Annotated in this window: 20 protein-coding genes; 6 read left to right on the forward strand and 14 right to left on the reverse strand. The window is 58.4% G+C overall.

The annotated features are described in order from the left end of the window. Position 1 precedes the first annotated feature (1 nt). From M7439_RS08015 to M7439_RS08025, 3 genes are all read right to left on the reverse strand, one after another. Positions 2 to 1,279 (reverse strand): cytochrome P450, encoded by a 1,278-nt coding sequence (locus M7439_RS08015; RefSeq protein ID WP_298344500.1) that lies wholly within the window; start codon positions 1,277 to 1,279, stop codon positions 2 to 4. A 134-nt stretch (positions 1,280 to 1,413) separates the two neighbouring features. Further along, complete coding sequence (locus M7439_RS08020) at positions 1,414 to 2,823, reverse strand: M20/M25/M40 family metallo-hydrolase (RefSeq protein ID WP_298344501.1); 1,410 nt, start codon at positions 2,821 to 2,823, stop codon at positions 1,414 to 1,416. Positions 2,824 to 2,907: 84 nt separating this feature from the next. Beyond that, the gene (locus M7439_RS08025) at positions 2,908 to 3,459 is read right to left on the reverse strand and encodes an MBL fold metallo-hydrolase (RefSeq protein ID WP_298344503.1); all 552 of its coding nucleotides are present in this window, start codon (positions 3,457 to 3,459) and stop codon (positions 2,908 to 2,910) included. Between the two features lie 309 nt (positions 3,460 to 3,768). On the opposite strand from M7439_RS08025, the gene M7439_RS08030 reads away from it, so the two are divergent. Together M7439_RS08030 and M7439_RS08035 are read left to right on the forward strand one after the other, a co-directional pair. Beyond that, positions 3,769 to 5,853 carry a hypothetical protein gene (locus M7439_RS08030; RefSeq protein ID WP_298344505.1) on the forward strand — a complete coding sequence of 695 codons (2,085 nt, stop codon included), beginning with the start codon at positions 3,769 to 3,771 and terminating at the stop codon, positions 5,851 to 5,853. A gap of 398 nt (positions 5,854 to 6,251) precedes the next feature. Continuing rightward, positions 6,252 to 6,749, forward strand: coding sequence for an isoprenylcysteine carboxylmethyltransferase family protein (locus M7439_RS08035; RefSeq protein ID WP_298344507.1), 498 nt, complete (start codon positions 6,252 to 6,254; stop codon positions 6,747 to 6,749). Between the two features lie 281 nt (positions 6,750 to 7,030). Here the strand turns inward: M7439_RS08035 and M7439_RS08040 are convergent, their stop codons facing one another. The 6 genes from M7439_RS08040 to M7439_RS08065 all read right to left on the reverse strand — a co-directional run bounded on the left by M7439_RS08040 (position 7,031) and on the right by M7439_RS08065 (position 13,477). Next, the gene (locus M7439_RS08040) at positions 7,031 to 7,651 is read right to left on the reverse strand and encodes a response regulator transcription factor (RefSeq protein ID WP_308464452.1); all 621 of its coding nucleotides are present in this window, start codon (positions 7,649 to 7,651) and stop codon (positions 7,031 to 7,033) included. Beyond that, positions 7,645 to 8,709: a sensor histidine kinase gene (locus M7439_RS08045; RefSeq protein ID WP_298344512.1), complete on the reverse strand. Its 1,065-nt coding sequence runs from the start codon at positions 8,707 to 8,709 to the stop codon at positions 7,645 to 7,647. The genes M7439_RS08040 and M7439_RS08045 overlap by 7 nt, the downstream gene beginning before the upstream one ends. 76 nt (positions 8,710 to 8,785) lie before the next feature. After that, positions 8,786 to 9,511: an ABC transporter permease gene (locus tag M7439_RS08050; protein WP_298344513.1), complete on the reverse strand. Its 726-nt coding sequence runs from the start codon at positions 9,509 to 9,511 to the stop codon at positions 8,786 to 8,788. Then, positions 9,511 to 10,416 carry an ABC transporter ATP-binding protein gene (locus tag M7439_RS08055; protein WP_298344515.1) on the reverse strand — a complete coding sequence of 302 codons (906 nt, stop codon included), beginning with the start codon at positions 10,414 to 10,416 and terminating at the stop codon, positions 9,511 to 9,513. The genes M7439_RS08050 and M7439_RS08055 overlap by 1 nt, the downstream gene beginning before the upstream one ends. Before the next feature lie 174 nt (positions 10,417 to 10,590). Next, positions 10,591 to 12,384: an MFS transporter gene (locus M7439_RS08060; protein WP_367184983.1), complete on the reverse strand. Its 1,794-nt coding sequence runs from the start codon at positions 12,382 to 12,384 to the stop codon at positions 10,591 to 10,593. Positions 12,385 to 12,685: 301 nt separating this feature from the next. Further along, the gene (locus M7439_RS08065) at positions 12,686 to 13,477 is read right to left on the reverse strand and encodes a class III extradiol ring-cleavage dioxygenase (RefSeq protein ID WP_298344519.1); all 792 of its coding nucleotides are present in this window, start codon (positions 13,475 to 13,477) and stop codon (positions 12,686 to 12,688) included. Positions 13,478 to 13,633: 156 nt separating this feature from the next. Here M7439_RS08065 and M7439_RS08070 point away from each other — a divergent pair, with 156 nt between their 5' ends. Together M7439_RS08070 and M7439_RS08075 are read left to right on the forward strand one after the other, a co-directional pair. Next, complete coding sequence (locus tag M7439_RS08070; RefSeq protein WP_298344521.1) at positions 13,634 to 14,443, forward strand: DMT family transporter; 810 nt, start codon at positions 13,634 to 13,636, stop codon at positions 14,441 to 14,443. Between the two features lie 49 nt (positions 14,444 to 14,492). Then, complete coding sequence (locus M7439_RS08075; RefSeq protein WP_298344523.1) at positions 14,493 to 15,323, forward strand: sulfurtransferase; 831 nt, start codon at positions 14,493 to 14,495, stop codon at positions 15,321 to 15,323. 126 nt (positions 15,324 to 15,449) lie between these two features. Here M7439_RS08075 and M7439_RS08080 read toward each other — a convergent pair whose 3' ends face one another. The 5 genes from M7439_RS08080 to M7439_RS08100 form a co-directional block, all read right to left on the reverse strand. Beyond that, positions 15,450 to 15,869, reverse strand: a complete 420-nt coding sequence (locus M7439_RS08080) for a hypothetical protein (protein ID WP_298344525.1) — start codon at positions 15,867 to 15,869, stop codon at positions 15,450 to 15,452. A gap of 89 nt (positions 15,870 to 15,958) precedes the next feature. Continuing rightward, positions 15,959 to 17,050 (reverse strand): substrate-binding domain-containing protein, encoded by a 1,092-nt coding sequence (locus M7439_RS08085; RefSeq protein ID WP_298344527.1) that lies wholly within the window; start codon positions 17,048 to 17,050, stop codon positions 15,959 to 15,961. Next, positions 17,047 to 18,066, reverse strand: a complete 1,020-nt coding sequence (locus M7439_RS08090) for an ATP-binding cassette domain-containing protein (protein ID WP_298344529.1) — start codon at positions 18,064 to 18,066, stop codon at positions 17,047 to 17,049. Before M7439_RS08090 ends, M7439_RS08085 begins: the two co-directional genes overlap by 4 nt. Then, positions 18,053 to 18,856 (reverse strand): ABC transporter permease subunit, encoded by an 804-nt coding sequence (locus M7439_RS08095; RefSeq protein WP_298344531.1) that lies wholly within the window; start codon positions 18,854 to 18,856, stop codon positions 18,053 to 18,055. The genes M7439_RS08090 and M7439_RS08095 overlap by 14 nt, the downstream gene beginning before the upstream one ends. Continuing rightward, positions 18,846 to 19,814: an extracellular solute-binding protein gene (locus M7439_RS08100; protein ID WP_298344533.1), complete on the reverse strand. Its 969-nt coding sequence runs from the start codon at positions 19,812 to 19,814 to the stop codon at positions 18,846 to 18,848. Before M7439_RS08100 ends, M7439_RS08095 begins: the two co-directional genes overlap by 11 nt. Positions 19,815 to 20,022: 208 nt before the next feature. On the opposite strand from M7439_RS08100, the gene M7439_RS08105 reads away from it, so the two are divergent. Beyond that, entirely contained in the window at positions 20,023 to 21,348 is a 1,326-nt protein-coding gene (locus tag M7439_RS08105; RefSeq protein ID WP_298344535.1) for an FAD-binding oxidoreductase, read from the forward strand. A gap of 13 nt (positions 21,349 to 21,361) precedes the next feature. After that, entirely contained in the window at positions 21,362 to 21,964 is a 603-nt protein-coding gene (locus M7439_RS08110; protein WP_298344538.1) for a bifunctional 2-polyprenyl-6-hydroxyphenol methylase/3-demethylubiquinol 3-O-methyltransferase UbiG, read from the forward strand. The last annotated feature ends 177 nt before the right edge of the window (positions 21,965 to 22,141 follow it).

Genomic DNA, 22,141 nt, shown 5'->3' on the forward strand with positions numbered 1-22,141 from the left:
GCTAGCCTGCATCGATTGGAAGCCGCTTGATGCCTGCAATAAAGTTCGACACCAACATCTCGGGCTCGCCTGCCACCTGGTGATTGGGCATTAGCGTTACCATCTCTCGCAGAACCGCCACGATCTCAGCGCGCGCGAGATGAGCACCGAGGCAATGGTGGGGACCATACCCTCCAAAACCAAGATGTCGCGTGCCGTCACGGTTGAGAAGAAAACGGTAGGGCTCGACAAAGACCTCCTCGTCTCGATTGGCTGATGGGTACATGAGGAGCACCCGGTCACCCACCTCAAGCGGGACCCCAGAGAGTACCGTTGGCCGTGCGAGCGTTCGACGCATCCAAATGACTGGAGAGGCGAGTCGGACCACCTCGTCAGCCGCTCGCCCAAGCTGATCGACGCTCGGACGCGCGATGAGTTCCTCTCGTACGTCTTGGAACTCTGATAACGCGACCATACCCATACTCAGTGCGTTCCGAGTGGTCTCATTACCTGCGACCAGCAACAGGATAAAAAATGAGGCTAGCTCGCTTGGGGAGAGAGCAACTCCGTCGACATCGGCCGATAACAGAGCACCGATCACGCTATCGCCGTGATGTTCCGAGCGGGCGAGCTCTCCCATAAACTCCGTCAACTCAAGGGCAGCGGTGAGAATCGACTCATCAGGAGTAAAGTCCGGTGGAACAAACTCTGGATCCAGCGCCCCGAGGATGCGCTGAGATCGTTCGAGTACAAACTGATCTGCCTCCTCTGGGATGCCCATAATCTCTCCAATGATACGCAGCGGCAACGGAGCGGCTACAGCACTCACGAAGTCGAAACGTTCCTGCTCTCTCGCGCGCGCGACAAGGCGATGGGACACCAGTGCAATCTCTGCATCCAAACGCTCAATCCGGCGCGGAGTAAAGGCACGCAGCACCACCCGGCGCAAGTGCGCATGGCGAGGATCATCGGTGTTGATCAGCGATCCGAAGAACTCCAAAAACTCCTCGGGCAAATCGATGATCGAGACCGCCCCTCTTCCAGAGATGAAGGTCTCTGGATCGCGCGACGCGGCAAAGACATCCTCGTAGCGCATGATGGCATGGTAGGTACCCTGCTCACTCTCCTCGGTACGCAACCACTCCGGAATTGAGAATTCGGCGACTGGTCGCTCTTGGCGCAACGTTCGAAAGGCTCCCTCTCGTACCCGATACTCTCGCTGCCAAAAGTCGAAATCTGAAAGATCTATCTCCTCCAGAGGTAGTTGTTCAACTGGCTCGAACCAACCGCGGATAGGCATCTCTGTCACCTCTTCTTCGCACTAGCGTTCCTCCCAGAGACTACCAGCCGCCTCTATCAGCTATCCAAAGAGCCGACCCAGAGCCTGGCTTCGCGCCAGGTAGCGGCTCGAACCGCCCCGAGCGACCCAGGTGGTCATCGCGGGACCGCGCCCAGAACGGTCGCTAAGGTGGTGGCAACACCGATAGCGGCTGGCAAATAGAGGGACTCATCTGGACCGTGTGCATTGCTGCCCGGGCCAAGCGCACCCGTTGCGACAAAGTCAGCGTTTGGGAAGCGCTCACCCAGAGTCGCCATGAAGGGGATCGAGCCGCCCTCTCCACAGAAGGCGGCCGGCCTCCCAAACCCCTCTGTTGAACCCTCTTCGAGCGCTGCTGCGAGCCAAGGACTAGGCTCCTTGGCCACCCAACCCTGCGCCGGAGACTCGGTCTCGATCTCGACGTGGGCGCCATAGGGCACCTCCGCAGTAAGCAAGGCAACAAGCTGCTCCTGGGCAAGTTTGGCGTTGACCGTCGGTGGAAGCCGCAGCGAGATCTTGCCGGTAGTAAAGGGGCGTAACACATTCCCACCATCGGGTACCGCAGGAACGCCGTCGATGCCGATAAACGAGAGTGATGGACGCCAGGTCTGATTCAAGATCCTCTCAGCGCCATCAGCGCCCATCAATTGCGTCGCCCCAAGCAACGGAAAGAGGCTGGCCAGTGGATCACCCAAGTCTTGGGAGAGTCGCTTGGCTTGCTCTTGATGGAACGAGGGGATCTCGGCATGGAGGAACTCCGGCAAGATCGTACCAGTCTCTTGGTCCTCGATCCGAGAGAGCAAACTGCGCAGGATGCGAAAAGATGAAGGCACTACACCACCGGCTTCGCCCGAATGGACGCCATTCTCTAATACCGAGACGTTGATCGAGATCACGAGGTTACCTCTTAGCGACGAGGTGACCCAAAGTCGCTGGAAGTCCAGGCCACCTGAGTCAAGACAGACGACCAGGCGCACCTGACCGATGGTGGGTAGCAGTTCTTCGAGATGTGCATCGAGATCAGGGCTCCCACTCTCCTCGCAGGCCTCCACGATCAACACACAATGGGGGTAACTGATCTGTTGGCGTGCTAGCTCCTCCACGACGGCGATGACGAGGGGCGCCGCATACCCATCATCAACCATGCCTCGGCCGAAGAGGTGCTCTCCATGCAGGACACTTTCGAAGGGGCTCAACCCCTCAGACCATGGATCAGTCGCTGGCTGTTTGTCTAGATGGCCATAGAGCAGTACGGTTTCCTGATGTGACGAGGGCTCACTCCCCGGGATATCGACGATGAGTAATGGGGTTCGACCGGCAATACGTTGAATGGAGCTAGTAAGGCCAGGCACGTCACGCGCCTCAATCCAACGCTGATAGAGGCCAAGGGCACGTTCGATGTGTCCACTCTCGACCCAGTTCCGATCAAATGCTGGCGACAGACAGGGTATCGAGCCGTACTCAACGAGGAGGGAGACAACGTCTCGTCGTATGATGGATTCAAGATGAGCGCGCAAGGATTCCATAGTCCCAGTACTCTAGTGGCTCCATGCTCTAGCGGTCCGGTTCCAAAATGGCTCGGTACGCAGATGATCATGGAACCAACCGGTTCAGACCGCTGGCTCCCTGACATCGGGCCGGAATGGTCGTCCATGGCCGGGGATAATCCAGTCGGGGTGAAGATCAAGGATGCGGCGGCGAGAGCCAGCCAACTGGGCAGGACTTGGTGCATAGGGATCCTCGAACGGCCCCTCCTCCGTCCACCACAGATGGGTGTAGACACACAGCCCATCGCTGGTTGCGATAGCTACACTGACATCCTCTCTGGTATGACCAGGCGTCTCGAGAAGGCGCACATTCGGTGAGATCTGGTAGCCCTCCGCCGGGCGACTTGTCCAATCATCACCCCGGTAGATCGCATGATAATCATGGACATTGGCTCGCTCAAAGAGGGCAACATGGAAGGTGTGGTCGAGGTGATGGTGACTCAACACTACCTCGGTCACCTTCTCGGGGCCGATACCGATGCTTGCCATGGGACCAAGAATGACCTCCCGTGCCGAGACCATGCCGGGATCGACCACGATAACCTGATCCTCTTCGAGCAACAGCAGTACCGTGCCTGTTACCTTCGGCTCAAGCGAACCTACGTGGACAATCAAACAAAGGCACTTTTCGCCAAAGACCCCGAAACGTTGCAAAATTCCCTCCCATCACCCGTCAAAGCTTCGAATTCCGTAGCAAAACCCCTAGAGGGTGATCGTAATCAGCTGGGAACGGCGATCTGCCATCCTCCGATTTTGAGATCTCTTCACCACTCACGTCGCCGAGAACAGGGCCCAAGAGTAGCGTTTTGACCACCCAGTGTTCGAGTCACCAAACTGTTCGGTTAAAGCCATGGCTTGCTTGGCAAACCTCGCTATATCGGGCTAAGGTAGCTGGAGAAGAGGCTGATCAACGGGGGGTCCAGAATGAGTTGGCGGGTATTCAAGGGTTCGATTGCGCTCGGACTCAGTTTTGCAGTCGCGACTTCGCTGACACTTTTCGCCACTGAATCAACGAGTTACGCCACTACGCCAACGATTGCTCAAGCTGAAGGAACCGTCGATGGTGCCCCCTATGAGGTCCAGGTTCCACCGAACTTCAACGGAACCCTCCTGCTCTACTCGCATGGGTATGTCTTCGATGGAGCGAAGAACCCAACCCCAATCGACGCCTCAGACCCCATTAGCCAGGGGATCCTTCTCAGTCAAGGGTATGCCCTCGCTGGTTCGAGCTACTCGCAACAAGGGTGGGCAGTCAAGGCGGCCCTGACCGATCAGATTGCCACCTTGAATGTCGCCAAAGCCTATGTCTCGAGCCACAGCACAACGCCCATCTCGTCGGTCATTCCCTGGGGCGTCTCGATGGGTGGCGACGTGACAGCCGGCCTCGTCCAACAAAACATCGGTACCTTCTCCGGAGCGATGATTGCCTGCGGTGTCGACGGTGGTGCGGTTCCAATCTGGAACCAACAATTGACTGCTCTCTTTGCCTTCAAGGAGCTGATCGACCCGAGCCTTCAGATCGTTGACCTCTCCTCCCCTACGGCGGCCGAAACCCAGCTCTTAGCCGCGCTCGAGGCACTTAACACTGCCGCCACTACTCCTGCTGGCCAAGCGCGACTCAGCCTCGTCGCGGCGCTTGGGGACATCCCAGGTTGGTTCTGGAACGGTTCGATTACCCACAAACCGGGAGACACAGCCGCAGGCATCGCCACCCAGCTCACCGACCAAATCGAATGGCTGGCGACGACGGATCTACCCTTCTCCTTCCTCGGCCGTGAAGATCTCGAAGCGAAGGCTGGCGGCAACCCGAGTTGGACCACCGGCGTGCAGTATGCCTCCGTCTTGAAGAAGTCCATCGACGCGAAAGAGGTCGAGGCCCTGTACTCAGCGATCCCCTCCTATGCGGGGGTGAGCCTCGCCGGCGACCTAGCGACGCTACAGGATGCAACCCAGATCAGCGCCGATCCAGCAGCGGTCACCTACCTGCAGAATGCAATCGATATCAACGGCGAGACCGGAGACATCCCCATTCTCACCATGCACACCATTGGCGACGGGCTCGTCTCACCCCAGAATGAGACCGCCTACAAAGACGCACTCGATGCCGCTGGCAATGGCAACAACCTTGCCCAAGTCTATGTCAACAACGCAGGACACTGCGAGTTCAACCCTGCCGAGTTAGTCGCGGGGATCGACACCGTACACGCCCGAATCGTCGCAGGTTCGTGGAACCCCACACCTAGGAGCCTCAACACGTTGGCCAACGCCATTATTGCTAAGGTTTCCACAGCTGCAGACGTCTCCGTTACCAAATATGATCTCGCTGATCCGCTGAAAGACACCTCAGCCCTCGAACCCCATGCCCCAGACTTTGTGTCCTACCAACCTGGTGTACCATTGCGGCCCTATCAGCAGGGTTATACTACCACCAGCTCTCGCGGCCAGCTCTCCTACCACGCAGCTCCTCCCCGTGGCTCGCTCGCACCTGGCACCTCGACAGCGCCGATCATCGGTATCGCCGCGACGCCAGCCGGCAACGGATATTGGCTCGTCAATGCCCATGGGCAGGTCTTCACCCGTGGCAGCGCGAAGTTCTATGGTCAGGTAGCGGCGACGATGCCGAATCCTGGGCATCCGGGATCGCCGCTTATGCCAGGTGCGCCGATGCCGCCTGCGTCCATCGTCGGTATCGCGGCGACTCCGGGGGGGCATGGTTACTGGCTCGTCTCCTCTACCGGTAAGGTTTACAACTTTGGCAGCGCGAAGTTCTATGGTCAGGTAGCGGCGACGATGCCGAATCCTGGGCATCCGGGATCGCCGCTTATGCCAGGTGCGCCGATGCCGCCTGCGTCCATCGTCGGTATCGCGGCGACTCCCTATGGTGCGGGCTATTGGGTCTTTGGTGCCAACGGCGCGGTCTATTCCTTTGGCGGAGCACCGACCTACCCGGCGATGGCAACTTCTCCCGGACCCTCAACTACGCCAGTCACCGCAGCGACGATTGGTTGATCGAACGCTGGATGGCTGCCGTTGCCCAAGGTGACCGATGTGGTCAACGCTGGCTGGCAGGTCAGAGATGGCTGACGGGCCCAAGTGCCTGCGTTGAGAGATCCAGAGAAGCCGGCGGGGAGGCGGTACTTTACGCCCACAGGTGCGCAAAACCTCAATCATCGTAGCTCATTGTACGATCAGTGAAGGAATTGAACTCGACCGACAGAGACTGCAAGAGGGTAGTAACCACATTTCTCCTTGCGCTCGAGAGGGCGTATCGGTGCCGTTCTCAATCTGTCAGAAGTCCTACGAAGGCAGAGGCCTACCTTGGTCCAGTGGGCATCGTTCGCACACAAACCGCTCCATGCCCAGGCCCATCAATACGCTCCTAAGGAACGATCTTCTAGAGTAGATCCATGCAAGTATCTCACCATAAGGACACTGGCGCCCCGCCCATCCCTCCACCGCTCATCGTGCTCGGTGCGACCATAACCGGCGTGATCATCGATCGTCTCGTCGGTGCGAAACGATCACCCTCACCGTTCCTTCGTATCATCGGGTATACAGTGTCGATCCTTGGCGGATCGTTGATGGCCTCGGCCGCTTTTGCTATGCTGCGCAGTGGGAACTCTCCAGATCCACGAACTCCAGTCCAACGGTTGAACCAAAGTGGCGTCTTCCGATGGAGCAGGAATCCGATCTACCTTGGCATGCTCCTCAACCAACTCGGAGTAGGCCTGGTGCGCCGTTCCCTGGCCACGGTGGGTTTGGTCCCAGTGACTCTCGCTCTCTTGGCCCAGAAGGTGATCGCGGGGGAAGAGATCTACCTCGCCTCCCGCTTTGGTGACGAGTATGCCCAATACTGTGAGCAGGTACCCCGATGGTTTCGGGGTATTGGTTCGCGCGCTTCCTGAGCCACCGCAAGCGTGCATCGAAGCTGTGGCGGCGCCGGATACGAACAGCAAGAACCCGATTCGAAGCGGCTGATAGTGGTCCCATCCGGCTTCCCAAAGGCCTTGCCAGGAGACTCCCCTTACGCACACGCCATGGGCAAGGAGCGCCGGGCAGGATCCTCCGGCGCATGCTCGCGCCGAGGTCTGAACGGTCGCTAGAACCTGGTGCTATTGGTCACTCCATGATTCGAAAGCATTGCGGGGTTTGCAGCATCATACGACACTGACAAGGCAAACCTTCCTTAAGGTGACGAAGAGAGCCAGCCAAGCTCCTCGGCCCGTAGCAGTGCGCTCGCACGGTTGTGCGTTCCAGTTTTTGCGATCGCCGAGGAGAGATAGTTGCGCACGGTCCCCTCAGAGAGACACAAACGGGCTGCCACCTCGGCGACTGATGCCCCGTAGCGACAGGCACCCAGAACTTCAGTCTCGCGCGGAGAGAGTGGAGATTGGCCGATCGATAAGGCCTCGCCCGCAAGCACCGGATCGACAACGGTGTGCCCCTGGGCCACCGAACGAATCGTCGCGGCCAACGTTGCCGCCGGAGCGTCCTTGACGACAAAACCTGAGGCCCCCGACTCCATTGCTCGTCGAAGATACCCAGGTCGACCGAAGGTGGTGAGGATAATGATTCGGCAGGCAGGGTAGCGCCGGTGTACTTCGATGGCGGCAGAGATACCATCCATTCCAGGCATCTCAATATCTAAGAGCGCGATCATCGGCCGCGTCCGCTCGACGGCCCCGACCACTTCATCGCCGCGACCAACGGTAGCGACCACATGGAAATCATCCTCAAGTTCGAGAAGCGCTGCCAATGCGGTTCTCACAAGCTCTTGATCGTCTGCGAGAAGTATATCGATCACCATCGACTCCGTTCTGGCACAGCCAGTTTGACCTCCCAACCAAGCGGGTAGTTTGGACCCACCTCCAGCGAACCTCCCGCACGGGCGGCTCGTTCGGCGAGTCCACGAAGTCCACTTCCAAAGAGGACCTCACCCCCGCAACCGTTGTCTCGCACACGCATCGAGGTCGGCCCTAGTTCGATGGTGCAGTTGGTAGCACGCGCATGCCGAACCACATTGGTCACTGATTCGCGGATCACCCAACCGAACAACTCCTCGACTCCGGGGGAGAGCTCGGCACCAGCGTGTTCCACCGTGAGCTCGACACCTGCGGTGGAGAGTAGCGCTCTTGCAGCTTCCAGCTCTCCAGCAAGCGACCTACCTCGATATCCCGCCACCGTTGCCCTTACCTCTGCCAGTGCCTGTCGAGCAAGCACCTCGACCTGGTGGATTTCGCTACGAGCCTGTGCCGAATCTCGATCAAAGATCTTGGTGGCGAGTTCAGCCTTGATGGTGATCGATGTAAGGGAATGGCCGAGCACATCGTGTAAGTCGCGCGCAATCCTAAGACGCTCACTCTCACGAACCACCCGATCGAGTTCATCGCGAGTCTCCACCAGTAGGCAATTGGTCCGAACGAGTTGCGAGAACGCAAGAACAACCAGACTCGCCAGGAGGATCGTCAACGGCATCGATAGATTCCCTGCCACCCTCCAACCTGGTTCAGCAAATGGTAAGAAATAGGACACCAGAATCGCAAGAGCGATGAACGGCCATGCCTTTGTCTTGAACCTCCCGATAATGGGAGCGAGGATAAAGAGCAACATGATCAGCGCGTCATCACGGGCGATCGGCAACTCAACCAGGAAACAGAGAGCCATGACGCCGATGATCGAGGCAAAGAACAAAGGACGGGTCGCGATCCCAGAGAATACCAACACGATATAGAGAGCGCCAAAAAGACCGAGGACTCCAAGCCCGATCGGTAGTCCTACTCCATGACCAAAACTCAGCACGCCACCGGCAACCTGTGCACAGTAGGCGAGAAAGAGAAGAGGAAGTGCAACTCTGCCCCACGTCAAGGGCACGCTCCCAAATGATGCTACCTGGTTACGCCAATCTTGGTCCATCCCACGTCCACCCCTTCCGATGGCGGTATCAGACTCGCGCGGTATCGCGGACATAGACGAGCCGAGCTAGCAGCACAAAGGCTACCGTCCAGATGATCACCACAAGCCACCCCTCCAACTTCCAGGGAGATCCTCCGAGCGAGACCGCTCCTGCCCGAATCAACCAGTAGGAGGGTATCAACTCAAAGAGCTTATGAATCAATCCATCGCCACCAATGTTGCCAAACCCCCCACCGACGAGAAGAAAGAGCGTGGAGAGACCACCAGTGACGGGACCCATCGAGTCCGGTTTCAGGAGGTGACCGATCATGACGCCGATCACGGTGAAGGGCAACAGACCGACGAGAAACAGACCGGTCATGATCAACCAGTGGACCATCGTGAGATGAACGCCAAAGGCGCTGCCAGCGAGATACATGACGATGAGGGTGAGGATCGCAATCATATAACCAGCCAGAATTTTTGCGGCAAAGTAATACCAGGTCGGCAAGGGAGTCAGTCGCATCTGCCGGGTCCAACCCATCTGCCGTTCAACGGAGATCCTCGGTCCAATGGAGATCGCCGCGATGAGGGCACCAAAGCCTGCCATCGCGATCATATAGTACAACGGGAACGGAACCCCTCCGAGCTTGTCATGGCGATCGGCCGAGGTGAAGGCAACGTACAACACCAGTGGGAAGACGAAGGAGAAGATCACAAACCTGCGATTACGCAGGGTGCGCAACAGCTCATAGCGAACATAGAGCAAACCCATCAATCATCTCCCTCTCGTGTTAACTCAACAAAGGCCTGTTCGAGGCTCCCACCCGTGACCTCAATATCCGTCAGTCCCGGATAGGTACCAAGCAGGGCATACAGCACCTGATCCGAATCAGAGCAGGTTAAAATCACGGTGGGGCCGTGCCGCTCGACGTTCACCACCCCATCGAAGGCCCCCAAGTAGCTAACGTCAACATCAGGCAGGGTAGCGCGAATCATCCTCGACCCCACCTTTGCCTTGATCTGGTTAGGAGTCCCATCGGCGACAATCAACCCATTGGCCATAAGCACTACCCGATCCGCAAAGGCATCAGCCTCCTCGAGGTAATGGGTCGCAAACACCACCGTCTTGCGATCCTCGACCACCTCACGCATGGCCCGCCAGAACTCTCTTCTCCCCTCGACATCGATCGCAGCCGTCGGCTCGTCCAAGATCAGCAGATCGGGATCCCCAACCAAGGCGGCTGCGAAACGCACCCGTTGGGCCTGGCCACCTGAGAGCCCGGTGGTGAACTGTCGCTGAAACTGATCACACCCAGTTCTCGCTAATACGTCATCAAGATTGCGCGGGTGGGGATAAAACGATGCCATCAACTCGATCAACTCGCGCACCCGCAGATGATCGAGTGGCGTCCCTGTTTGGAGCATGCCTCCCACCAAGCCGGCCGCGATAGCCTTGGCTGGAGACATTCCAAAGAGCTTGGCCTCCCCCTGATCGGGGTGCACGAGCCCGAGCACCATGTCGAGCGTGGTCGTCTTGCCTGCCCCATTTGGTCCCAGCAGCGCGACAGTCTCCCCTGGTTGGATAAGAAGATCCACGCCACGGACAGCGAGAACGGGGCCAAAAGCCTTGGTGACCCCTTGCAACACAATGGAAGGGGCGTCTTGCATCGTTTTCATGACAGTTACACTAGCAAGTGCCCAATCTAGCCGCTGGTGTGTGCTGGCATAAATTCCCGATGACAACTGTCATACTCGAAGCGATCCACGACGCATCATCTCTCCCTCTAGGAAAAAGCAAGAGGAGGAGCCCTTGAAGGGCTCCTCCTCTTGCTCAAGACAGTGACAAGTACGTCAGTCAGAGAAGGGGGATTTGATCTCTTCGGGCTTCACCGAGTCATCGGCTCCAGCGACGGATTCAATCACACGGTGTTCGGCGGCTGCATGCGCCGCGTGCTCCTCATGAAGGTGCTCCATCGCCTCTTCGGCGTCGGTTGCATTGTACTTACCACCACGCATCCACGACGCGCCAGCGGCGATCAGACAGGCGACCGCGGCGAAGGTAAAGGCCTCCGAGAGCCCATGGCCGAAGGCTGGGGAGATAAGGCTAGGGAAGAAGGAACGGCCCACAAGATAATGAGCGTTGGCCGCTGGCAGGGTGCTAAGGAGCTTGGAGCCCAACAGCTTTGACATCGGGTTGTAACCCAAGAAGGCCGCAAAGAGCGTGCTCACCGGTGGCAGCGCAGCCAACTGCTTGGCCAAGGCGACCGGCACATGCTGCTTGGTCAACCCGGACAGGAGGGCGCTCGAGAGATGAGAACGCAACCCAAAGATCATCAGGCTGAAGAAGACACCGATCGAGAGCACCATCGCCGAGTTCATAAAGGTCGCACTCATGCCTGAACCAACTCCCCGTTGATTTGCTGGCAAGCTATTCATGATTCCAGCGCGGTTCGGTGAGGCGAAAAGTCCCATGGCCAAACCGTTGATCGCTAGCAGAATTGCAAAGTCCATGTAGGAAAAGTCCACCGGCAGAAAGATCAGTCCGATGAAGGAGCCCGCCGCGATAATCATACCTCCAGTCGCAAAAGGCCGTGCACCATAGCGGTCAGAGAAATAGCCCGACACAGGTCCAGCGACGAGGAATCCGATGGTCAAAGGAACGAGATAGATGCCCGCCCACAACGGTGTCTGCGAGTAACTAAACCCATGGGTCGGCAGCCAGATACCTTGAAGCCAGATAATAAGGATGAACATCATGCCACCTCGACCTAGCGAAGCCAAGAGGCTCGCAAGGTTCCCGGCCGTGAAGGCTCGAATTTTGAAGAGTCGCACGTTGATCATGGGTTCATCGAGGCGTAGTTCGAGCCAGATAAAGACGCCGAGGGTGGCGAGTCCCCCAAAGATCGCGGCGATGACGCCGGGGTTCGTCCAACCCATGGTGTGGTCGCCGTAGGGCTGGATTCCATAGGTGATGCCCACCAAGACTGAGATCAGCCCCGCCGCAAAGAGGAAGTTGCCAAACCAGTCGATCTTGGCCTTGATCCGAATACCGGTGTCATGGAGCACCATGTAGGCCCAGATCGTACCAGCGATGCCCACCGGCACCGAAACGAGGAAGATCAACCTCCACGAGATCGGCGCCAAGACACCACCGAGGATCAGTCCGATAAAGGAACCAGCGATGGCGGTTACGTTATTGATGCCAAGAGCAAGGCCACGTTGGTTTGCCGGAAAAACATCGGTCAAGAGCGCCGCTGAGTTCGCAAAGAGCAATGCCCCACCCAAACCTTGGAAGATACGCATCGCGATTAACCACAGGGCACCAGCACTCCCATGCATCCACGTGATGGAGAGCATGATCGAGAAGAAGGTGAAGATCGCAAAACCCATGTTGTACATTCGGGAACGACCAAACATATCACCAAGTCGGCCAAAGTTGACCACCATCACCGCAGTGACGACCAGGTAGCCCATGAGGACCCAAAGAAAGTAGGAGGTGTTCCCAGGGGCCAACGGGTCGAGGTGAATGCCGTTAAAGATCTCCGGCAAAGAGATGAGTGCGATCGACGAGTCGATCATGACCATCAAGACCCCAAGTGTCGTATTCGACAGGACCAGCCACTTGTACTTCGGGTTATCTCGCATCGCAGCGCTTCGCTGCCGAAAGGAGGACTTTCCCTCCAACGTTGCCGCCATTTGCTTCTCCTTTATGACCATCTATTGTTGCCATGACTGTCTGCCATGCAGCGCCGTCACACCGTCTTCGTCGTGTCACTAGCCCGCCCCCAGGCCCTGTGACGGTTCCTCAGGCCAACGCCCAGCTGCTAGCGAAGGCAAACCTCCGATAGCAGCTATCGTTTTGCTACCACAGCCTAGCTGTTAGTTGCTTGCAACCTGCAACTACTTTTGCGACCCGCTTTATTCCCACCTACCGGTGGCAATTTACCTACGCTCCCATCGAGATGGAACGCTTCGCCATACCGAACCAAAAGCCCTCGACCTCGTTGACAATTGGGTCATCGCCACCGGCTCCCAGCGTCACAAACAACGGTGCAAAGTGCTCGGTGCGGGGGTGTGCGATAGCTGCCGCTGGTGCTGCATGCGCGAAATCGAGAAGCTGACCGACCTCGCCGGCCGCAAGGGCGTTCGCTCCCCACTCATCAAACTCCCGAGACCATGACGGCGGATCCGCATCGGGACCAGCGTCCCATCGCAGCTGCCGGAGGTTGTGGGTGAAGAATCCACTGCCGACGATCAGGACGCCCTCATCGCGCAGAGGTGCGAGTGTCCTTCCCAACGCCAGCAACTGGGCGGGCTCGAGCGTCGGCAATGAGAGTTGCATCACGGGAATCGTCGCCTCGGGGAACATGACCATCAGTGGCACCCAAGCCCCATGGTCCAGTCCTCGCGGTTCATCATGGTCGACTGGTTGATGTGCCTGGGCAAGCAAGCGATCGAGAGACGCGCCAAGCGACGCTGAACCAGGAGCGGGGTACTTCAGTTGATAAAAGCGCTCCTCAAAGCCCCAGAAGTCATAGACCAAGGGTACGGATCCCGAGGAGCTTACACTGATCGGATTCGACTCCCAGTGCGCAGAGATCACGAGGATTGACTCCGGAGTCGGTAGACGATTACGCCACTTTTGGAGCTCATCAATCCAACGGGAATCATCGAGCAACGGTGGCGCCCCATGACTGAGATAGAGCACCGGCATGGATCCAGAAGAGGTGACAGACATGTCTCCAGTATAGTTGCAGATGCACACATTCATAGGCTCCTCCAATGACCGGTGGACCTCAACGGCACTTTGTTACCTGCCATTACACTTTCGTTCATGCATTGTTAACCTTGTCTGTACGACGGCGAGGAGGTCACCACGATTGGGATCTGGGTATTGGGGGTTGTCCTCCTTGCCTCCGTCGCTCACGCCACCTGGAACGCACTAGCAAAGTACATCGACGATGCAAGCCTCGCCTTTGCTTGGATCAACCTCACCGTCGCCGGCATTGGTGCGGTCTTCCTCGGGTTCGTCGGCCTCCCCAACCAGGAGGCACTGCCGTTCCTTCTGGTCTCATTCCTGATTCACATCGCCTATAACATTTTTCTCTTGAACTCCTACCGGTTTGGCGATCTCTCGCAGGTCTATCCACTGGCTCGAGGACTCGCTCCGATCCTGGTCACGATTGGAGCATTCCTCTTCGCGGGGGAGAACCTCGACATCGGCGAGGTTCTCGGCATCCTCATCATCGCCGCAGCGCTCGCCTCCATCGCCGAGTTCCGCGCCACCAAGACGCTTTGGCTCTCCATCGCGACCGGGTTTGCCATCGGCGGGTACAGCCTGGTTGATGGACTGGGTGTACGGCATGCGCATTCCTCATTTGCCTACGCAGGGTTGCTCTTCCTCCTCGAAGGAGGGGTACTTGGACTCGGGATCACCTTTTTGCGCATTCGTCAGCACCGCTCGATGCTCACCGCCAAACTCCGCCTTGGCCTCGGTGCTGGCGCTCTCTCCTACCTCGCCTACGCCGCGGTCCTGTGGGCACAGCAACGTGCCCCCTTGGGTGTTGTGTCAGCCCTCCGGGAGACGAGCGTCATCGTGGCAGCGCTGATGGGAGCCTATTTTCTTAAGGAAGGGCTCGGTCGCCGTAGGGCGGTTGCCGCCATCGTCGTCTGCCTTGGTGTGGCGATTCTGGTGTTGAGCTAGCAACGGGTCTGCGCAACTAGTGGAGCCTCGTTCAGCCTAAGGTGGGCCTATGGATCGCGCACCATTCATCGAACACAACCAAATTGAACGTCTCTCCCACCCCGTCGTGCTTGACGTTCGATGGTATCTTGACGGCCGCAATGGCCTCACGAGCTATCTCGCAGGGCACTACCCTGGTGCGATCTTCGTCGACCTTGACACCGTCGCCACCCAGCCCGGTGAGGCGACTGCTGGTCGTCATCCACTCCCATCACCAAAGGATTTTGCCCATTCCCTCGCAGCGCTTGGCGTCGACCCTACCGCTCAGGTGCTCGTCATGGATGACGCTCGCGGTTCGATCGCAGCCAGAATCTGGTGGATGCTCGATGTGCTCGGTATCGAAACCTATGTCTTGTGGGGTGGCATCCAACAGCTGGCAGCCACCGACCTGTGCACCAGACCTTGCCTCCCGGTTCCAGTCACTCCCTGGGTTCCATCACTCGAGCACTGGCCAACCGAACGTATCGCCACTACCGAAGAGATCGCGGCAGCGACCTCCGAGTATCTGTTACTCGATGCCCGTGCCCAGGCTCGGTACCTCGGCGACGAAGAGCCGATTGACCGAGTAGGTGGCCACATTCCAGGTGCTCAGTCGCTTCCGTGGCAGCGCATCCTCGACAGGATCGAGGTTGACATCGATGTCGCTGCAGATCCAGAGCTACAATCCCTCCTCTCCGATGACCGGGTCATCGTCGCCTACTGCGGGTCGGGCGTCACTGCCTGCACATTGGTATTGGCGTTCCGAGCCATTGGCCGTGACATCAAGCTTTACCCTCCCTCGTATTCAGGGTGGTCTAGCGACGTATCCCATCCGATCTGCACCCAGCCGTGCCAGGCATAGATCGCTAGCAACGCACGAACATCGATCGACCCTGTTGCTGCCTTGATGGGGAGGAGAAGCCGGCTCCATGGACAGCGCTGGCTCTATCGGAGACACCGACCGATCGACACCGTCGACAAGGGCGACTCAGAGAAGCGCTACGATGTCAGCGATCACGAGATAGAGGACTAGGCCGATGACCGCCAAATAGATGAAACTCATCTGCCAGCGCCATTTATGGTTCGCGACCCAGAAACGCCGTATCCCCTTCACATCGAAGAAGAGAGCAGCGACACCGATCGGGATCCCAATCTCGGGACCAAAGCCAGCGAGCGCACCGATCCCAAGGGCCGGGAGGATGAATGGAACAATGACGTAGCTCAAGGTGCATCGCAGTCCAGAGATGACCATCGCAAGACTAAAGAGCCGCTCTGCAGCCTCCTCACGGCGCACCGTGGGCCGAACGTCGGGGATGCGAAGAATCTTTCTCGCCAAAGCATCGTAGCGTGACGCTGATGGGGATTGATTAATCATGCACTGTTGATTCGCCGCGATAGCCTCGTCCATGCTTTTATCATAGCGACCCATCAACTACAGACAAAGTCCAGGGATGACAACACCCACAGCTTGGCATCAGATCTTGGAGTTGTCGCCCGTCAGCCGATCGGCTCGCCACTACGCTCGACCTCAAGATAGCCCCGAATCGCCCCCAGCTGGGATCGCAGCTCTTGGCTCGTCAGTGCTCGAAAAAGCGCTCTGATCTCAGGCGTCGAGATGAGGTCAGCTGGGATCGCAAGTAGAAAATCTTCGGTCGCACGCGCCTGGAAATTGAGTCCAAACTCAAGTGCCACTGGCTCGATCGTGACGCCAAAGTCCGCAACTCGTGACACCAGCGCACTGCCGACCAGTGCATGAGCCGAAATCGACGAGTGATAACCGGTCACCCCTTCATCCAACACCCCCAACTCGCTGAGGACCTCGTCCACCATGCGACGCGCCTCCGAACCCGGTTGCCGATTCGCTAGGCGGAAGCCTTGTTCGATCCTCGCTGGCGTTGGAGCCTCTGATCGATAGGCCAACCCCTCGCGCCATCGTGCGAAACGGAACAGTTCAGCGTCAACCTTCGGGTAGGGGGCACCATCAGCAACATGAAATCCGGCCACATGGATGAGACCATGGGCCAACAACTCCATCGCCTCACCATTCGATGCTGGCCACCAGAGACACTCGATTCGCGGGTCAACGTTGGCAAAAATACTGGGTAACAGCGCCAATGCAGGGTCACAACCAGCGATAATCAGCGCAGGAGAGACCTCACGATTCGGATAGAGGGTGACGTCACCGGAACGGCGCGGACTCGCATGTCCAGACAACAAGGCACCGTGATCCGGGATCGCCGGCGAGATGGTCGCACCAGCGGCCCCAAAACCCACGTTGAGGCTGTGATCACCCGCGAGTGGCAGTGCAACGACACGACCATTGACCCGGGAAAAGTCGGCTCGCGAGGCCATGAGCTCTGGCGCGAGAGAGGTCGCCACCACCTCAGGGTACTGCACGGCTGCGGAGAACAACTCCTCCACCCCGGCTCCCAACGCTCTTGCCAATGCGATCGCCGACTTGAGTGATGGATCAGAGAGACCAGCCTCGATGGCAGCGATCGCCTGACGCGACACCCCAACCTGGGCAGCCAACTGCTGTTGGGAAAGACCCAAACCAATGCGAGCAAGCCGCATCCGATCGCCTTTCATCGGTCGCTCCTTTGATAGCCGAGCGCCGCTACAGTGGAGGACCACCGCCCGAGACATCGATCGTCATGGCCAAACACCGGGGGGTCCACTACCGTCACGCTTGGCTGATCGGCCTCGACCAGCCGATTATCGGCAAAAGTCACGAGGAGCTCTTGGTCTGCGAGTTGCAGACGATAACGCACTCCAGTGCCGACGTCGCGTGCGGACAGAATTGAGACGGGGAGCACACACCCACGTGCTGGATCCGCCTGCGCGATGACACGGTCCGGACGAACCCCGATGCGAGATACTTCGTCGATAGCGACAAAACTCGTATAGCCCAGTACCTTCGCCATCGAAACGCTCGACGGCTCTCGCAACAACGCAGCAAGCGCTCCCGATCCCAACGCATGCCCATGTTCGACCACAACGAGATCATCGGCGAACTGAGCGACAAGCTCCAATTCGTGGGCCACCACCACAATCGGAATCTCAAGGGGGCTTAGCAGGTCATCGAGCAAAACAAGCAACTCTTGACGCAGGCGGTCGTCGAGTCCCTGGAAGGGCTCGTCGAGCAGGAGCGCCTGATTGGATCGTCCAAGGGTGCGAGCGATGGCGACCCGTTGCGCCTCGCCTCCCGAGAGTTGGCGAGGCCGTGCGGAGAGGAGGGGTCCCAACTCCAACCGCTCGATCATCGGCATCAACGGCGCCAGCGCGCGCTGGTCCTTGCCGTAGAGCAGGTTATCACGCACGCTGAGATGGGGGAACAGTTGCGGACGTTGACTGATGAGACCGATCCGGCGCTTATGCGGCGCCACAAGAACGCGTTGGTCCGTGCTACCCAACTGTGTCAGCACACGTCCACCGAGTGTCACATGGCCCGTCGTTGGGATCGCAAGCCCGGCGGCGATCTCCACTGCGGTGGTTTTCCCCGCGCCAGAGGGGCCAAAAATCCCCAGTATTCGCCCAGATTGGGCCTCGAAGGAGTACGCAATGGTCTGTTCCTGTCGAGTGATCGCGAAGTCAACCGCGAGCACGTCGACTCCAGAAAAATGCGAGCAAGGGAAACGGCAACGAGACAACCAAGAGGACGAGCGCATAGGGTAGCGCCCTCTGCAGGCCCACCTCGTTGAGTGTCGTCCAAACCTGCATCGGTAGACCATACGGGTGATAGGCGATAATAATGACGGCGCCAAACGCTCCGATCGCCCGCGCCCATGCAATGGCGAGGCTCGAGGTGAGCTGTGGCAGCGAAAGTGGCAATGAGATCCGAAAAAAGCGCTGTCTTGGGGTGTCACCGAGGAGAGAGGCTTGGTCGAGCATGCCCTGATCGATACCGACAAAAGTCGACTGGGCCCCAAGCACGTAGTATGGGGCGGCCTCATACACCTCGGCAACGATGAGGGCAAAGAAGGTGTTCGTCGCGGACAGATGGACGTGGGCCAACAGGCCACCCAGCGGCGTGAGCGGGCCCAGCATAAAGACAAGAAGAAGCCCGATGACGAGGGGAGGCATCAACAACATCAACAGCATCCCCGCCTCTAACCAACGGACTCCGCGCCTCGGAGATCGTGCCAAGGTATACGCGAGCGGCGTACCCAACAATACCAGGATCAACAGGGCGATGAGCGCCGAGCCGATAGAGACCCCGAGTGGTGATAGTGCTCCTGGTTGGCGCAGCGCCGTGACGATCTCGGATGGCGAGACCTTCAACAACAAAGTGACAAGGGGTCCAACAAGAACCAACCAGATCACGATGGTGGAAGCAACTGCAAGCCACGACGCCCACGACGTACGTCGCAGCAACGGGTGGACGTTAGTCTGCATTCCGAACAGATCGTGGGACATCAGTACCTACGAAGATTGGCTCAAAGACGGTGTAACCAGCGTGAATGAATGCCCGCCGACCTGAGGATCGAAGCTGGTATCGTACAAAAGCGTCGGCGGCGCGCGCGTCGTGATGTCCCAGTACCGTTGCATCGACAAGCAATGGTACTCCATGGACGACAGTACCATCGGTCAAGGTGAGGTGTGCGCTGGCATAGTCCTTGGCAAGACGCGGATCCCCGAAGTTGATCGTAGCAGGCAACGCTATATAAGGTAGGTGCAGTTGGATAGCCTGTGACTGGAAGGCACTCGCCGCATCGAGTTGGCCAGCCTCTAATCGTGACTCAAGTGAGGTCTCCGAAAAGACCTCGGCCGGGTTGTCGAGAGCGCCAAGGATCCCCTTCACCAGGCTCGATGGGAGATGCATGCGTCCGACGGCGAGTTCGACCATCTCATAGAAGGCCTGGCCCTGGGGATCAGTATTGGGGTTGGTGCGGCCGAGGAGGAACCCCTTCGAGTCGAGGAGGCTAAAGAGTCGGGAGAGCGGAAGCTTCCCTTGGCTAATCTTCGCAAGAGTCGGGGCATACGAGGTATGCGGGTTGTAGACCACCACGATCGGAGAAGCGGCGAAGGAGACATACCAGGAGGTCTTCGACGGCTCGAGTTCGGTGATCGGAGCGGCTCCGATACTCTCGAAGACATTCGGGGTGATCTCTCCAGCAGCGATCTCCTTAGCCAGACCAAATGATCCAGCACCCCTCCCAAGATAACCATATCCACTGGTCGTAGCAAAGGCGGGGCCAATGGTCCCTTCATTCAATAATTGCAGCGATCCCGCGTAGGCGACGTTCGCTGTCTGATGCGAGACAGGCGACGCCCCCGTTGAGGCCCCGCACGCACCAAGCACCAGGGCGCTCACCCCCGTCGCTACCACCATTCGAATTCGAGAACTCTTCACGCAATCTACAATAGCAGATAGCAATTTCTACTTGCACTTACCGAGCATTTTCCTCATCACCAGGGATACGCAATGAGTACATCGGTGGAGTTCTCCAGCTCTTGGATAAGGTGCGCCATCGTGTCGCCTGGATCGCGAATGGGTCTCAAATGTCTCGGCAGGCCGCATCGAGACAAAGAGCAATCTCGGTCTCCACTAGAGTAAACCCGTGACACGACCGCTCGATCTGCCGACCTCCTTCGCTGACAAGGTATGCGTGACCGATCCGGACATCATTGATCAGTACTGCAGCGACTGGACTGGCCGCGTCATCGGCACAACCGACCTGCTCCTGCGCCCCAGCACCCACCATGAGGTCGCCCAATTGGTGCAGGCCGCACGCCAACACCATGCAACTCTTCTCGTGCAGGGAGGTAATACCTCGCTTGCCGGTGGATCCGTTCCGCTTGCTCATGAGATGCTTCTCACCACCAAACGCCTTGATACGATCGCTGTCGATCCAGCGTCGATGACGGCGACGGTCGGAGCCGGCGTAACGCTCGCCCGGCTCCAGACGGAGATCGCCCGCTACGGATTCACCTTTGGCGTCGATATCGCCTCCCGGGGCTCCGCGACACTTGGTGGCATGACGGCAACCAACGCTGGAGGGATCCACGTGCTCCGCTACGGACCAATGGCCGACAATGTCGTCAACCTTTCCTGTGTTTTTGGCGATGGTTCAACAATCGAGCGTCGCGACACACTGCTTAAAGACGCAACCGGTCCATCGTTGCAACGCCTGCTCATTGGCTCCGAGGGTATCTTTGGCGTGATCACCTCGGTAACCCTACGGTTGCGAACACAATCACCACGTCGCTCGGTGGCCATCACACCTTTGGAGTCGATCGACGAGGGTGTGGACATCAGCACGCTGCTCCGTGGCAAGCTAGCATCGGTGAACGCCATAGAGTACCTCGGACCTGAGGCGATTGCCCTCGCTCCCTCTCATCCACCTTGGGAGCATGCGGTTGGCGGGGCACTCCTTGTTGAGGTGCTCGAAACGGCCTCCGCGCTAGCGGATACCCTCGACAATCTCAAGCTTCATCGAGAGTGGGTGATCGCCGAAACCGAACGGGAGATCCAGGGGCTCTGGTCCTGGCGCGAAGACATTGCGACGTGGGTGGCCCGAGTTGGCAAACCGCTCAAACTCGACCTTGCCGTACCTATCAACCGCATCGGCGACCTCTACCGTATGGCGCAGATGGTGGCAAAGGATGCCCGCATCCAGTGCGTCTGCTTCGGACATCTCGGTGACGGCAACCTCCATGTTAACCTCGTAGGCGACGATCATGCCCTCGAGGCATGCTCTCGAGCGATCTATCAGGCGACGGTTGATCTCGGTGGCTCCATCAGTGCCGAACACGGCATTGGCACCCTCAAGAAGGAGGTGCTCCCCCTGATGCGGTCCGCCAGCGAACGTCATCGTCTCTCCCAGCTGATTGAACTCTTCAACCCAGGAAGGATGATCAATCCAAATGTTATGCTGAACTCATAACAAGGAGGCAGATATGAGTGAGGCAGACCAGTGGAACGAGCGTTACCGTGAGAGCGACCGGCTCTGGATCCCAGACGCGGACGCGTCCCTCAAAGAGGCAATGGCCACGATCGCGCCAACGACTGCACTCGATCTTGGCTGCGGAGAGGGTCGCAACGCGCTGTACCTTGCCCGGGAGGGCTTCCAGGTAACCGCCGTAGACTTTGCTGACGTCGCCTTAGAACGACTGCGCACCGTTGCGGCGAATGAGGGTCTGACCATTGAAACCATTTGCGAAGACATGTACTCGTACCTCACCTCTCCGCATCGCTTTGGCCTCGTGATCCTTGCAAACATCCATCCTCCACGTCCCGCGCGCCTCGATCTCTACGCTCGCCTACGTGAAATCGTGACTCCTGGGGGTCATCTCTACATCATCGGTCATCACGTCGACTCCTTCGGAGTGACCGGTCCACCCGACAGAGATCGTCTCATCGATGAGGACGAGATCCGGTCAGCCTTTGACGGGTTCACCATCGAAACCCTCACAAAGGTCTCTGACATCGCCGACCACGGCCACGCGGCACCATCCCTTGTCGCGCTCCTGCAGCGCCCGAGCGACCCTACCACGGCATAACCTTCCGAGCACATCTGGCTTTCCGCAAGGCTAGCTCCCCCCCTCAGTGCCACAAGTCCCACCCCTTCGGTGTCCAAGGCCACTGGGCGTTGTCTGGTTTCATCCCTAAAACGATTAGGTGAAGCCCGGGTGGGCTGGGGATTGAAGGGAGTTCTGATGACCAAGTTCATGCACCAT

Source organism: Ferrimicrobium sp. (assembly GCF_027319265.1).
Classification (GTDB): domain Bacteria; phylum Actinomycetota; class Acidimicrobiia; order Acidimicrobiales; family Acidimicrobiaceae; genus Ferrimicrobium.

Coding starts and splice junctions, on each gene's coding strand:
- M7439_RS08075 (WP_298344523.1), top strand. CDS start 14,493: ATGGATCGCGCACCATTCATCGAACACAACCAAATTGAACGTCTCTCC.
- M7439_RS08055 (WP_298344515.1), bottom strand. CDS start 10,416: ATGAAAACGATGCAAGACGCCCCTTCCATTGTGTTGCAAGGGGTCACC.
- M7439_RS08065 (WP_298344519.1), bottom strand. CDS start 13,477: ATGTCTGTCACCTCTTCTGGATCCATGCCGGTGCTCTATCTCAGTCAT.
- M7439_RS08110 (WP_298344538.1), top strand. CDS start 21,362: ATGAGTGAGGCAGACCAGTGGAACGAGCGTTACCGTGAGAGCGACCGG.
- M7439_RS08030 (WP_298344505.1), top strand. CDS start 3,769: ATGAGTTGGCGGGTATTCAAGGGTTCGATTGCGCTCGGACTCAGTTTT.
- M7439_RS08080 (WP_298344525.1), bottom strand. CDS start 15,869: ATGGACGAGGCTATCGCGGCGAATCAACAGTGCATGATTAATCAATCC.
- M7439_RS08085 (WP_298344527.1), bottom strand. CDS start 17,050: ATGAAAGGCGATCGGATGCGGCTTGCTCGCATTGGTTTGGGTCTTTCC.
- M7439_RS08040 (WP_308464452.1), bottom strand. CDS start 7,651: ATGGTGATCGATATACTTCTCGCAGACGATCAAGAGCTTGTGAGAACC.
- M7439_RS08020 (WP_298344501.1), bottom strand. CDS start 2,823: ATGGAATCCTTGCGCGCTCATCTTGAATCCATCATACGACGAGACGTT.
- M7439_RS08035 (WP_298344507.1), top strand. CDS start 6,252: ATGCAAGTATCTCACCATAAGGACACTGGCGCCCCGCCCATCCCTCCA.
- M7439_RS08050 (WP_298344513.1), bottom strand. CDS start 9,511: ATGGGTTTGCTCTATGTTCGCTATGAGCTGTTGCGCACCCTGCGTAAT.
- M7439_RS08060 (WP_367184983.1), bottom strand. CDS start 12,384: ATGCGAGATAACCCGAAGTACAAGTGGCTGGTCCTGTCGAATACGACA.
- M7439_RS08015 (WP_298344500.1), bottom strand. CDS start 1,279: ATGCCTATCCGCGGTTGGTTCGAGCCAGTTGAACAACTACCTCTGGAG.
- M7439_RS08095 (WP_298344531.1), bottom strand. CDS start 18,856: ATGCAGACTAACGTCCACCCGTTGCTGCGACGTACGTCGTGGGCGTCG.